The 13,196-nt window shown below is 72.2% G+C and carries 10 protein-coding genes; 5 read left to right on the forward strand and 5 right to left on the reverse strand.

All coding sequences use genetic code 11. From position 1 onward, the window contains the following. Positions 1 to 84 precede the first annotated feature (84 nt). From H305_RS0123380 to H305_RS0123400, 5 genes are all read left to right on the forward strand, one after another. A complete protein-coding gene (locus H305_RS0123380) occupies positions 85 to 381 on the forward strand; it encodes a DUF503 domain-containing protein (RefSeq protein ID WP_028802531.1) in 297 nt (98 codons plus the stop codon). Between the two features lie 47 nt (positions 382 to 428). Then, a complete protein-coding gene (gene rbfA, locus H305_RS0123385) occupies positions 429 to 881 on the forward strand; it encodes a 30S ribosome-binding factor RbfA (protein WP_028802532.1) in 453 nt (150 codons plus the stop codon). Then, on the forward strand, positions 878 to 1,786 hold the full coding sequence (gene truB / locus H305_RS0123390) for a tRNA pseudouridine(55) synthase TruB (protein WP_028802533.1): 909 nt from the start codon (positions 878 to 880) through the stop codon (positions 1,784 to 1,786). Before rbfA ends, truB begins: the two co-directional genes overlap by 4 nt. A gap of 274 nt (positions 1,787 to 2,060) precedes the next feature. Next, complete coding sequence (locus H305_RS0123395) at positions 2,061 to 5,972, forward strand: trypsin-like peptidase domain-containing protein (RefSeq protein WP_028802534.1); 3,912 nt, start codon at positions 2,061 to 2,063, stop codon at positions 5,970 to 5,972. Between the two features lie 144 nt (positions 5,973 to 6,116). Further along, positions 6,117 to 7,085 carry a bifunctional riboflavin kinase/FAD synthetase gene (locus H305_RS0123400; RefSeq protein WP_028802535.1) on the forward strand — a complete coding sequence of 323 codons (969 nt, stop codon included), beginning with the start codon at positions 6,117 to 6,119 and terminating at the stop codon, positions 7,083 to 7,085. Positions 7,086 to 7,158: 73 nt separating this feature from the next. Here H305_RS0123400 and H305_RS0123405 read toward each other — a convergent pair whose 3' ends face one another. The 5 genes from H305_RS0123405 to H305_RS0123425 form a co-directional block, all read right to left on the reverse strand. Further along, a complete protein-coding gene (locus tag H305_RS0123405; protein ID WP_028802536.1) occupies positions 7,159 to 8,163 on the reverse strand; it encodes an ABC transporter ATP-binding protein in 1,005 nt (334 codons plus the stop codon). Next, complete coding sequence (locus H305_RS0123410) at positions 8,160 to 9,161, reverse strand: ABC transporter ATP-binding protein (RefSeq protein WP_028802537.1); 1,002 nt, start codon at positions 9,159 to 9,161, stop codon at positions 8,160 to 8,162. The genes H305_RS0123405 and H305_RS0123410 overlap by 4 nt, the downstream gene beginning before the upstream one ends. After that, positions 9,158 to 10,099: an ABC transporter permease gene (locus H305_RS0123415; protein ID WP_028802538.1), complete on the reverse strand. Its 942-nt coding sequence runs from the start codon at positions 10,097 to 10,099 to the stop codon at positions 9,158 to 9,160. Before H305_RS0123415 ends, H305_RS0123410 begins: the two co-directional genes overlap by 4 nt. A gap of 23 nt (positions 10,100 to 10,122) precedes the next feature. Next, positions 10,123 to 11,190 carry an ABC transporter permease gene (locus H305_RS0123420; RefSeq protein ID WP_028802539.1) on the reverse strand — a complete coding sequence of 356 codons (1,068 nt, stop codon included), beginning with the start codon at positions 11,188 to 11,190 and terminating at the stop codon, positions 10,123 to 10,125. Between the two features lie 75 nt (positions 11,191 to 11,265). Next, entirely contained in the window at positions 11,266 to 13,110 is a 1,845-nt protein-coding gene (locus H305_RS0123425; RefSeq protein ID WP_028802540.1) for an ABC transporter substrate-binding protein, read from the reverse strand. Between the last annotated feature and the right edge of the window lie 86 nt (positions 13,111 to 13,196).

Here is a 13,196-nt window from a genome sequence, read left to right on the forward strand (position 1 = left end):
CGTTCGTTGTACGGTTCTTGATGTCCCGGGCAAGCATCTGGCCGGGCCATCTACCCCGTACCGGCGGGACATCCGGATACACATATGTACGTGGGGACTCTGTCCTTCGACCTCCTGCTCGGCGACGTACGGTCGCTGAAGGAGAAGCGCTCCGTCGTCCGTCCGATCGTGGCCGAGCTCCAGCGCAAGTACGCGGTGAGTGCGGCGGAGGTCGACCACATGGACCTGCACCGCAGGGCCGGCATCGGCCTCGCGGTGGTGTCCGGGGACGCCGGCCATCTGACCGATGTGCTGGACCGGTGCGAACGACTGGTCGCCGGGCGTCCCGAGGTGGAGCTGCTGTCCGTGAGGCGGCGCTTCCACGGCGACGACGACGAGTGACACACAAGCTTGAAACGCAGAACAGGAAGAACGAGGGAGACGGACCAGTGGCCGACAACGCGCGGGCGAAGAGGCTGGCGGACCTCATCCGAGAGGTGGTGGCCCAGAAGCTGCAGCGCGGGATCAAGGACCCGCGGCTCGGTTCGCATGTGACCATCACGGACACCCGGGTCACCGGGGACCTCCGGGAGGCGACCGTCTTCTACACGGTGTACGGGGACGACGAGGAGCGCGCGGCGGCCGCCGCGGGCCTGGAGAGCGCCAAGGGCGTGCTCCGCTCCGCGGTCGGCGCGGCGGCCGGCGTGAAGTTCACGCCGACGCTGACGTTCGTCGCGGACGCCCTTCCCGACACCGCCCGGACCATCGAGGACCTGCTCGACAAGGCACGCGCCTCGGACGCGAAGGTGCGCGAGGTCTCGGCGGGCGCCACCTTCGCCGGTGACGCCGACCCGTACAAGAAGCCGGGCGAGGACGAGGACGAGGACGACGCCGCCGAATGACCGAGAAGCACCGGACGCCCGACGGGCTTGTCATCGTGGACAAGCCGTCGGGCTTCACTTCGCACGACGTGGTCGCCAAGATGCGCGGGATCGCCAGGACCCGCCGCGTCGGACACGCCGGAACCCTCGACCCCATGGCGACGGGTGTGCTCGTCCTCGGCGTAGAGAAGGCGACCAAGCTCCTCGGGCACCTCGCGCTGACCGAGAAGGAGTACCTCGGCACGATCAGGCTCGGCCAGAACACGCTGACGGACGACGCGGAGGGCGAGATCACGTCGTCCACCGACGCCTCCGGCGTGAAGCGTGACGCGGTCGACGCCGGGATCGCCAAGCTGACCGGCGCCATCATGCAGGTGCCGTCCAAGGTCAGCGCCATCAAGATCGACGGAGTGCGCTCGTACAAGCGGGCACGCGAGGGTGAGGAGTTCGAGATCCCGGCCCGGCCGGTGACGATCTCGTCGTTCGCCGTGTACGACGTCCGTGACGCCGTCGCCGAGGACGGTACGCCCGTGCTCGACCTGGTCGTCTCCGTCGTCTGCTCGTCCGGCACCTACATCCGGGCGCTCGCCCGCGACCTGGGCGCGGATCTCGGCGTCGGCGGTCACCTGACCGCCCTGCGCCGCACCCGCGTCGGCCCGTACAAGCTCGACTCGGCGCGCACCCTCGACCAGCTCCAGGAGGAGCTGACCGTGATGCCGATCGCCGAGGCCGCCGCGGCCGCGTTCCCGCGCTGGGACGTGGACGCCAAGCGGGCACGGCTGCTCCTGAACGGCGTGCGGCTGGAGATGCCCGAGGAGTACGCGGGCAAGGGCGCCGTGGCGGTCTTCGACCGCGACGGAGTCTTCCTGGCCCTCGTCGAGGAACAGCGGGGCAAGGCGAAGAGCCTGGCGGTGTTCGGCGCCTAGCCCTTCCGGACCCCGGCCGGGGCGTGTGGGGCGTGGTGCGGGGAGTGCTGCCCGAGGAGCGGCGGTCACGGGGTCTCGTGTCCGCCGCTCCACGGTCCCCCCTCGGTTCCCCCACCCAAGGGTGTATCCACCCACCCCCGCCTGTTCACCCCTTCGGGCGGGCGCTCGGAGTGAACCGAGGGTGTGGAAGGGGGCGCGTTCGCCGCGCGATCTGTCCCGCTGATCACCTCACGCCTACCTTCAGAAGTAAGGAGCACGGCGGGGAGGTTCGAGCATGGCGGGACGGGGCCCGCGGACCGTGGGCCGGCAACCGGCGGACGACCGCGGCGATGCGCGCGACACGGCCCTGGTGCGCATCTGCGATCCGGCGGGCCGCCCCCGCGGCACGGGTTTCGCCGCCGACCACCACGGCACGGTGATCACCAGCCACGAGGCCGTCGACGGTCTGGCCCGCCTCGTCCTGCACGCCCCCGGCGACCGCACCTGCGTCGTCACCGCCGACGCCGTGACCCCGCTCCCCGACGCGGATCTGGCACTCGTACGCACCGAAGGTCTCGGCCTCGACCCGCTCCCCGTCACCGTGCGGGACAGGATCGCGACCGGTACGTACGTCCGGATCGCCGCCGGCGGCTGGCGCGAGGCGCGCCTGCTCGGCACCTCCACCGCCACGTACACGGCCACGGACCGTTTCCACCTCCTCGGCGACGTCCAGGAGCTGGCCATCGGCACCGCGGGCGCGGACGCGCTCAGACCGGGCGGGGGAGCGGCCGGGGGGCCGGTCCTCGACGCCGCGACCGGCGCGGTCGTCGCGGTGCTCGGTACCGCCCTGCACACCGGGCACCGGGCCGTCGGCTTCGCGGTCCCGCTGCGCGGCGTCCCGGGTCTGGCCGCGCTGCTCGCGCGGAACGCGGCCTCCGTACCGGCCTACGGCGCGGACCTGAACCTGGCGGGCGCTCTGGAAATCACCGCGACCTCGGTGGGATCGGACGCTCCGGGCGCGGCGACGGCCGCCGGCTCCAGCGGCACCGGGCGCGGTCCGGTCGAACGAGCCGACGTCGTCCGGGAGTTCACCGCTTTCGAGTACGGCCCGGCCGCCGTCCTCGGCCTCGTCGGCCGGCCCGGCAGCGGCCGTACGACGGAACTGGCGGCCCTGGCCGCCCGCCGCGCCTCGGGCGCCGAACCGGCCCCCACGCTGTATCTGCGCGGCGCCGACCTGCTCGGCACCGACACCTCGGTGGCCGACGCGGCGAGGCGGGCGCTGGAGAGGGCGGCCCGCATCGTGGCGGCGCCGGGGGAGGAACAGGAAGCCGCCGGGGGCCCGTCTCCGGGAGATCTGGCGGACGACTCACCGGCCACCGGCCCGGCGACGGTCCAGGGGATCCTGCCCGATGCCGGTCTCCTGCCACCCGGCAGGTACGAGGGAGAGCTGGGCGACATCGGGCCCGAGCGGCTGGCCCGGCTGGCGCGCGAGGCGGGGCGGTCCCTGCTGCTCCTCCTCGACGGCCCCGAGGAAATGCCCTCCGACCTCGCCCACCGGCTGCCCGAGTGGACCGCCGCAACCGCCGACTGGCTGCGCGAGACCGGAGCCCGACTCGTCGTCGGGTGCCGGGCCGAGTACTGGGAGCAGGCGGGCGCCGGCTTCCCCGCCGACCTGGTGCACGGCGCGGCCCCGGGGACCGCATCCCCGGAAGGGCGGCCACCCGCCTGCGTACGCCTGGGGGACCTGACCGAGGACGAGGCACGGCTCGCCCGGGCCCGCGCCGAAATCGCCGAAGGCGCGCTCGCCGGGGCCGACGCACGTCACCCGCTCGTCCTGCGGCTGTTCTCCGAAGTGCGGGCCGCGCTGCCCGCCCATCCGGCCGGGCGACCCGGCCGGGACGAGGTGTTCGCCGCCTACCTCGACCTGATGTGCCTGCGCGTCGCGGTGCGCCTCGCCGCGGCGAACGGCCTGCGCGGCAACGCGGTGCGCAGACTCGCCGCCCTCGTCTCCGGCCAGGTCCACGAGGCGGCGCGGCGCTGCCTGGGCCCGGGACAGGGCGAGCTGGACCGCGTGTCCTTCGAAACCGTCTTCCCCTGGGGCCCCGCCCCCTCAGGACGCCTCGCCGGGACCTGCGGCTGGGCCTCCGCCGTCCTCACCGAGGGCCTCCTCGTCCCCGCGGGCGACGGCTACCGCTTCGCCCACGAGGAGCTAGCCGACTGGATCCAGGGCACCCACCTCGACCTGGGGGCCGCCCTGCACGACCTCGTGCACCGCACGCGCCCACCGGCGTCGCCGCAGGTGCCCGCCCAGCGAACGGCAACCTCGCGCCGCCCCTGGCCCTCCCGGACCGCCGACGCCCGCACGGTCCCCGTACCCCGTCACCGCATCGGTCCCGTCGTGGAGACACTGCTCCTCCTGGCCCGGCAGCAGGGCGCTGCCGAACTGGCCCGCAGGCTGGACGATCTGGCCGACGCCGCGGACGACCTGCTGCCGAAGACCCCCGGACCGCTCGGCGACCCCGCCTGGTGGGCGACCCGGCTCTGCGCCGAGGTCCTGCTGCGGGTGCCCGACGCGATGCCGTACATCGGCGTGCTGCGACGGCTCGCCGAGCGGATCGTGACCTGGCGGGGGACCGGGCGGGGCGTACCCGCAGAGTTCGGGCCCGCCTTCTGGGAGGCGCTGCCCGTCCCCGACACCGAGCGGTTCGACCTGTTGAGGCGACTGGTGGTCGCGGACGAGATGCGCCGTCCGGGGTCTGCCGGGGGTACGGAGGAACCAAGCGGCCCCGGGGCCTCCGGGGGCGCCGACGAGACAGCCCTGCCGACTGCGCGTCCGACGGCATCGCGGGCCGGTTTCCCGGGGACCGCGGACGTCGAGAGCGCCGGGGGCACGGGGGACGTCGGGGGCGCCACGGATCTCGGGCGTACCTGGGACGCCGGGGTCGCTGCCAAGAGGGGCGCGCGCGAGAGCGGGTTCCGCGCCGCCCCGACGGCCCCGCGCTGCCTGGACGCCGTCGCCCGGCTGCTCGCCGCCGACCCCACCGCCGTACAGCGACATCTGACGGGCTGGTTCGACGACGAGCGGCCCCTGCCCGCGGCCCCGCACGCGACCGTGGCGACCGCCGCACAGGCCCTGCTGTACGCGTACCGGGGACGGGCACTGGACGACCTGGCCGAGGCGCTGGTCGACAGCGCGCACCGACGAGGCGACGAACTGCTCGCCGTGCTGGCGGAGGAGGAGCCGTCGGCCGTGTGCCGGGCAGTGGACCGCTGGGCGCACGACGAGCGGCCCGCACGTCGCGTGGCGGCGGTGACGTACGGACTGCGGGCCTCGCCCTTCGTGCGGACCGAGGCCGACCGCGAACTCCTGCGGTACGCGGCGCTCGCCCTGCTGTCCCGCCCCGCGGACTGCACCCTGCACGGCGGCGCGCTCGGCCTCCTCGTGCGGGACCCGCGCACCCGCGCCCGGTACCTCCCGCAGGCCCTGGACCGCTTCACCGCCGGCGACCCGAGCCTCCCCGCGGCCGCGCTGGTCGCGGCGCTCACCACCCACCCGGACCCCGTGCTCGACGCGATCCGGACCCGGCTGCGCAGTCCGGGCCCCGGCACCGGCGAGACGCTGCGCACCCTCGCCGACGTCGCCACGCCCGCCCTCGCGCGCCGCGTCGCCGCACTCGTGCGGGAAGCCGTGGAGCTGCGCCCCGACGCCGCCGCCCACGTCGCCGCGTACGTGGACCGGCGGCTGGAACAGGGGCCCGCGGTACGCGCCGTGCTGGTGCCGCTGGTCGGCGGTCTGCTGGACGGCTGCCCCACTCCGGTGCGCGCGGCGCTCGCCGGGGTCCTCGCGGCGCCCGGCAGCCGCAGGTCGCGCCCCCTGCGCCGGGAGCTGCTTGATCTGCTCCTCGCGCGGGAACACGACCCTGCCGTCCTCGGCAGCCTGCTCAAGGCCGCCGCGGACGGAGCGGACCGCCGGGGCGAGGAGCCCACCCGGGAGCTGGTGCACCGGGCGGGCCTCCTCCTCGTGCGCACCCCGGCCGGAGCCACCGACTTCGACCGCGGCCTCGTCGACCTGGCCCGGCACGTCCCGGGGTTCGCCGTCCTGCTGTCCCGCTGGCTGACCGGTTCCCCCGAGGAATGGGCCGCGGTGGTCGGCCCGAGCACCCGCCGCATGATCGAGAACCTGGCCGGAGTCCGGGTCCCCGCGTGACCCCGAGCCCCGCCGGCTGCCCGCTCCGTGTCCGTGCTCCTCGTCACAGCTCGATGCCGATGCAAGCCGAGCGCACACGGCATGGCACCCTTAGAGCTGCGAACGAGGCAATCACGGACACGGGTTCGACAAGGAGCGGTCACAGTGCAGCGCTGGCGTGGCTTGGAGGACATCCCCCAGGACTGGGGGCGCAGCGTCGTCACCATCGGCTCCTACGACGGAGTGCACCGCGGGCACCAGCTGATCATCAAGCATGCCGTGGACCGCGCCCGGGAGCTGGGCGTGCCGTCCGTCGTCGTGACGTTCGACCCCCACCCGAGCGAGGTCGTGCGCCCCGGCAGCCACCCCCCACTGCTCGCCCCGCACCACCGCCGCGCGGAGCTGATGGCCGAGCTGGGCGTGGACGCCCTGCTCATCCTCCCCTTCACCAGCGAGTTCTCGAAGCTGTCGCCCGCCGACTTCGTCGTGAAGGTCCTGGTCGACAAGCTCCACGCGAAGGCCGTCGTCGAGGGCCCGAACTTCCGCTTCGGCCACAAGGCCGCGGGCAACGTCGACTTCCTGCGCGAGCAGGGCGAGACGTACGACTTCGAGGTCGAGGTCGTCGACCTGTACGTCACGGGTGAGGCGGGCGGCGGAGAGCCGTTCTCCTCGACCTTGACCCGGCGGCTCGTAGCCGAGGGCGACGTCGAGGGCGCCCGGGAGATCCTCGGCCGCCCGCACCGCGTAGAGGGCGTCGTCGTCCGTGGCGCCCAGCGCGGCCGGGAGCTCGGCTTCCCGACGGCCAACGTCGAGACCCTCCCGCACACGGCCATCCCCGCGGACGGCGTGTACGCCGGCTGGCTGCACGTCGCGGACGAGGCGATGCCCGCCGCGATCTCCGTCGGCACGAACCCGCAGTTCGACGGCACCGAGCGCACGGTCGAGGCCTACGCCATCGACCGCGTCGGCCTCGACCTCTACGGCCTCCACGTCGCCGTCGACTTCCTCGCCTTCGTGCGCGGCCAGGCCAGGTTCGACTCGATCGAGGCGCTGCTGGAAGCCATCGGGGACGACGTGAAGCGGTCGCGCGAGCTCATCGAGGCCTACGAGGCCGACTCCGCCCCTCCGGCGTAGTCGCCCAGTCCTCTTCGGTACGACGACGGGGGCGGCCGGTGCTCCGAAGCACCGGCCGCCCCCGTCGTCGTGGTCAGCCGGCGACCGTGGCCCGGGCCCAGTGGCAGGCCACCTGCGTCCCGCCGGCGCCGTCCAGTACCTCCAGCTCCCGGCCACGGCAGGCGTCCGCCACACCGGCCCGCTCGGCCTCGCCGCTCGCGAGGATCTGGCAGCGGGCGTGGAAGCGGCAGCCCGCCGGGATGCGGGACGGGTCCGGGGGCTCGCCCGTCAGCACGACCGGATCGCCCGGTGCCTCCGGCAGCACGGAGAGCAGGGCCTGGGTGTAGGGGTGCCGGGGCGTCGTCAGGACCTGCTCGACCTCGCCCGTCTCGACGATGCGGCCGAGGTACATCACCGCGACCCGGTCGGCGATGTTCCATGCCAGACCCAGATCGTGCGTCACCACCAGGGCGGACAGGCCGAGTTCGGTGCGCAGACGCAGCAGCAGGGCGAGGATCTCGCCGCGCACCGACGCGTCGAGCGAGGCCACCGGCTCGTCGGCGACGATGAGTTCGGGCTCCAGGACGAGGGCTCCGGCGATCACCACGCGCTGGCGCTGACCGCCGGACAGCTCGTGCGGGTACCGCAGGAAGAAGCGCTCCGGCGGGCGCAGTCCGGCCCGGGAGAGGGCCTCCGCGACCGCCGCCCGCTCGTCCCCGCCGTACCCGTGGATGCGCAGACCCTCCGCGACCGCGTCGTACACGGTGTGCCGGGGGTTGAGTGAGCCGCTCGGGTCCTGGAGGACGAGCTGGACGCGCTTGCGGTACGCCTTCAGGGCGCGCGAGGAGTAGTCGAGCGGCTTCCCGTCGAAGGTGACGTGCCCGCCGGTCGGCGGGACGAGACCGAGGAGCGAGCGCGCGAGTGTCGTCTTGCCGCAGCCCGACTCGCCGACCAGGGCGACGATCTCGCCGCGCCGGATGTCGAGGTCGACGCCGTCGACCGCCCGCGCGCGGGCGGCGCCGTTGCGTCCGGCGAACGAGACGTGCAGGTCCTGCGCGCGCAGCAGCGGAGCGGCCGGCACGGGGGTGTCAGTGGTCATGGCGTGCTGCTCCTGGCTTCTTCCGCCGGGCTGCCCGGCTGGGGGACCGACGCGCCCGCGTGCACACAGGCAGCCCACCTCGCCGTGCCCGCGCCGCGGAGCTCCTGGTCCTCGGTCATGCAGGAGTCCAGGGCCACCGGGCACCTCGGGTGGAACGTGCATCCGGACGGCAGCGCGGACGGGTCCGGCGGATCGCCCGGCAGTCCGCGCGGCGCGAACCGCGACGCCGTGTCGCCGATACGGGGGAAGGCGGCCGACAGCGCCTTGCCGTAAGGGTGCCGGGCGTCCTCGTACACCTGCCGGGCCGGGCCCTCCTCGACGACTCGGCCCGCGTACATCACGGCGAGGCGATCGCAGGTGTCGGCCAGCACCGCGAGGTCGTGGCTGATCATGACGAGACCCAGGTCCTGCTCGCTGACCAGCTGCTCGATCAGACGGAGGATCTGCGCCTGGATCATCACGTCGAGCGCCGTGGTCGGTTCGTCGGCGATGACCAGCCGCGGGTCGCAGGCCAGCGCCATGGCGATCATGACGCGCTGGCGCTGACCGCCGGACAGCTCGTGCGGGTAGGCGCTCGCGCGGGCGGCGGGCAGGCCGACGTGTTCGAGCAGTTCCCCGGTCTTCCTCCGGGCGCCCGCGGGCGTCGCCTTCTTGTGCAGCAGGATCGGCTCGGCGATCTGGTCGCCGATGCGGTGGACCGCGTTCAGCGAGTGCATGGCGCCCTGGAAGACGATCGAGGCGCCCGCCCAGCGGACCGCCCGCACCTGCCCCCACTTCATCTTCAGGACGTCCTCGCCGTCGAGCAGGATCTCCCCGCTCGTGCGCGTCCCCGCGGGGAGCAGCCGCAGCAGTGCGAGCGCCAGGGTGGACTTGCCGCAGCCGGACTCGCCCGCGACACCGAGCTTCTGGCCCGCGTCGAGCGACAGGTCCACGCCGCGGACGGCGGCCGCGCCGCCCGCGTAGGTCACTTCGAGGTTCCTGACCTCCAGCAGGGTCAACGTGCCACTCCCAGCTTGGGGTTGAGGACGGACTCGACGGCGCGCCCGCACAGCGTGAACGCCAGCGCGACCACGGCGATCGCGACACCGGGCGGTACCAGGTACCACCATTTCCCGGCGCTGACCGCGCCGGCCTCCCGCGCGTCCTGGAGCAGCCCGCCCCACGACACCACCGTGGGATCACCGAGCCCGAGGAAGGCGAGGGTCGCCTCCGCGAGGATTGCGGAGGAGATGATCAGGGTCGTCTGTGCCAGCACCAGCGGCATCACATTGGGCAGCACGTGCCGGGTCATGATGTGCCAGTGTCCGCCGCCGAGCGCCTTGGCCCGTTCGATGTACGGCCGCGACTCCACCGCGAGGGTCTGCGCGCGCACCAGACGCGCCGTCGTCGGCCAGGTCGTCACGCCGATCGCCAGGATGATCGTGCCGAGCGACCGGCTCATGACGGTGGCCAGCGCGATCGCGAGGACCAGTGTGGGCATCACCAGGAACCAGTCCGTGATCCGCATCATCACGGTCGCGTACCAGCCCTTGAAGTGTCCGGCGGTGATGCCGATGAGCGCGCCGATCGCGACCGAGAGCACGGCGGCGAGCAGCCCCACGAGCAGCGAGACCCGGGCGCCCCACACCACGAGCCCGAGCAGGTTGCGCCCGAACTGGTCGGTTCCCAGGGGGAATTCGGTGCTCGGGCTCTCCATGGGATCGCCCGGCGCGTCGGTCACGCTCTGCACGTCGGAGCCGACGGTCAGCGGCGCGGTCAGCGCGATGAGCGCGCAGAGCCCGAGGGCGGCCAGCCCGAAGACTCCGGCGTGGTGGGTGCGGTACTGCTTCCAGAAACGGGCGGCGGAATGACGGCGGCGCTGCCAGGCGAGGGCGCGGGGGCTCCTCGCCGTCGCGGGTCCGCTGCCCTTCGAAGCCGCCGTGGGTTCGGTCGTCATCGGCCCGTCCGACTCGGTTGTGGTCATCGGCCCACCCGTGGGTCCAGCAGCGGATAGATCAGGTCGGCGAGCGTGTTCATCACGATCACGGCTGCCGCGAAGACGAAGAACAGCCCCTGCACCAAGGGCAGGTCCGGCACGCTCAGCGCCTGGTAGAAGAGCCCGCCGAGGCCCGGCCAGGAGAAGACGGTCTCGACGAGGATCACGCCCGCGACCGTCCGGCCGAGGTTGATGAAGATCAGCGTCACGGTCGGCAGCAGCGCGTTGGGCGCGGCGTGCCGACGGCGTACGAGGTCGTCCCGCAGCCCCTTCGCCCTGGCGGTCGTCAGATAGTCGCTGCCCATCTCGTCCAGCAGGGCCGACCGCGTGACGAGCAGGGTCTGCCCGTACTCCACCGCGACCAGCGTCACCACCGGGAGGATCAGATGGTGGGCCACGTCCATGACGTACGCGAAACCCTCCTTGCCTCCCGACTCCATGCCCCCGGTGGGGAACAGTCCGGGGATGGGGCCCATGCCCACCGAGAACACGATGATGAGCAGCAGACCCAGCCAGAAGGACGGAATGGAGTAAAGGGTCAGTGCCAGGCCGGTGTTGACCCGGTCGCTCAGCCCGCCGTTGCGCCACGCGGAGCGCGTGCCGATGAAGATGCCGAGCGCGGTGTAGAGCACGAACGCCGTGCCGGTGAGCAGCAGGGTGTTCGGCAGCGCCTCGGTGATCTTGTCGATGACGGGGGCCCGGAACTGGTACGAGGTGCCGAGATCGCCGGTGAGCGCCTTGCCGCAGTAGTCCGTGAACTGCTCCCACATCGGCAGGTCGAGCCCGAACTCCTTGCGGTAGTTGGCGAGTTGCTCGGCGGACACCTGGCGGCCGCCCGTCATGTACTTGACCGGGTCGCCGGGGATGAGCCGGAACAGGAAGAAGCTGGTGACGAGGACGGCCAGCAGTGAGACGGCCGCGCCGCCCAACTTGCCCGCCACATATCGCAGATACGCGGTTCTGGTACGCGCCCTGGGCCCGCGGACCGACGGCCCGGCCTCCGCCGGACCGTCGGTCGCCTCGACCAGCGAGGGTGTTGCCTCAGCGGTCATGAACTACTCATTCGCTCGTGCGTTCTTGGGGACCCCGCATGCCTTCCCGGAGGTTCCCTCGGGGCGGTGCGGGTCCTACTCACGGTCCTCGGCCGTCGAGCGCCTGCGCATCGCGAAGAACGCCCCGATGCCCGCGAGGACGACGACGCCCGCGACGATGCCGATGATGACGCCCGTCGAGCTCGAACTGTCGGAGGACTCACCGGAGGACCCCGCCGGGACGGCCGACCACCAGCTCCAGTAACCGTCCTGGCCGTAGATGTTGCCCGCGGCCTTCGGCATCGTCTCGATCGACTTGATCTGGTCGGTGCGGTAGGCCTCGACCGCGTTCGGGTACGCCATGACGTTCATGTACCCGGTGTCGTACAGCCGCGACTCCATCTGCTTGACGATGTCCGCCCGCTTGGCGGTGTCGTACTCGGCGAGCTGCTGGTCGTACAGCTCGTCGTACTTCTTGTCGCAGATGAAGTTGTCCGTGGCCCCGGTGTCCTTGGGGGTGGCGGGCAGCGCTCCGCAGGTGTGGATCGACAGGACGAAGTCGGGGTCGGGGTTGACGGACCAGCCGTCGAACGCCAGGTCGTAGGTGCCCGCCAGCCAGGGGTCGGTCACGTTGTCCAGGCAGTTGAGGGTGACACCGATGCCCAGCTTGCCGTACCACTCCTTCAGGTACTGTCCGACCGCCTTGTCGTTGGGGTCGGTGGCATGGCAGAGGACCCGGTAGTTGATCGGCTTGCCGTTCTTCTCGACGCGATTGCCGTCACCGTTCTTCTTGTAGCCCGCCTCGTCGAGGAGCTTGGCGGCCCTGACCGGGGCGTACGCCAGCCGCTGGCTCGCCTCCGGCTTCCAGAAGTACGTCGAGAAGCGCGGCGGGATGTAGCCCTCGCCCTCCACGGCGTGGCCCTGGAAGACCTTGTCGATGAGGGCCTTCCGGTCGATCGCGAGGAAGAGCGCCTGTCGCACCTTCTGGTCGAGCAGCGACTCGGCGCCGTCACCGAACTTCTTGCCGTTCTTCGCCTGGGCGCCGGGGTTGGTGGCGAGGGCGTAGAAGCGGCGGCCGGGGGCGTCGTTCACCTTGATGTTCTGCTGGCTCTTGAGCGCCGTCGACTGGGCCGGTGTGAGGCCGGAGACGAAGGACACCTCGCCCTTCTGGAGGGCGGCGACGGCCGCGTCGCCGTCCTTGTAGTACTTGAAGACCAGCTCGTCGAACTTGGGGGCACCCCGCCAGAAGCTCTTGTTGGGCTTCAGCCGAACGTAGCTGTCCGGCTTGTAGTCCGTCAGGATGAACGGTCCGTTGCCGACGATCGGGAACTGCTTGTCGTTGTTGAACTTGGTGAAGTCCCCGACCTTCTCCCAGACGTGCTTGGGCACGATCGGCACGTCGAGCGCGGCCATCGTGGCCTGCGGCTTCTTCAGCTCGATGACGAGCTTGGTGGCGCTCGGGGCGGTGACCTTCTTGAAGTTGCCGACGAAGCTGCCGTTCGCGGTGGCCGCGCCCTCGTCGGTCATCATCTTGTTGAACGTCCAGGCCGCGTCCTCGGCGGTGGCCTGCTGACCGTCCGACCACTTCGAGTTCGACCGGATCGTGTAGGTCCAGGTGAGCTTGTCGGCGGACGGCTCCCACTTGGTGGCGAGGCCGGGGATCGCGTGGTTGTCCGCCGGGTCGTAGTTGGTCAGGTACTCGTACATGAGCCGGTGGATGCTCGTACTGACCAGCCGTGACGCCAGGAACGGACTCAGCGAGTCGACGCTCTGCGCGACCGCGACGGTGAGGACCTTCTTGTTCTCCTTGGCCTGGGCCTGGTGCGGTGCCGGGTTGAGCGGGGTCGCCAGACCGGCGGTGAGGGTGAGCGCTGCGGCACCTGCGGCGGCGACGAGCCGCGGACGCAGGAGCCCTCTGTGGTGCTGATCCTGTGTGTTCATGGGTCGGTGACCTCACGTCATCGCTTGCGCAGAGGTGGCTGGTTGAACGACTTGATCGGGATGGCGCCGGCGGGGTTGATGTGTGT

The sequence above is a fragment of the Streptomyces sp. 142MFCol3.1 genome (genome assembly GCF_000424945.1).
GTDB lineage: Bacteria > Actinomycetota > Actinomycetes > Streptomycetales > Streptomycetaceae > Streptomyces > Streptomyces siamensis.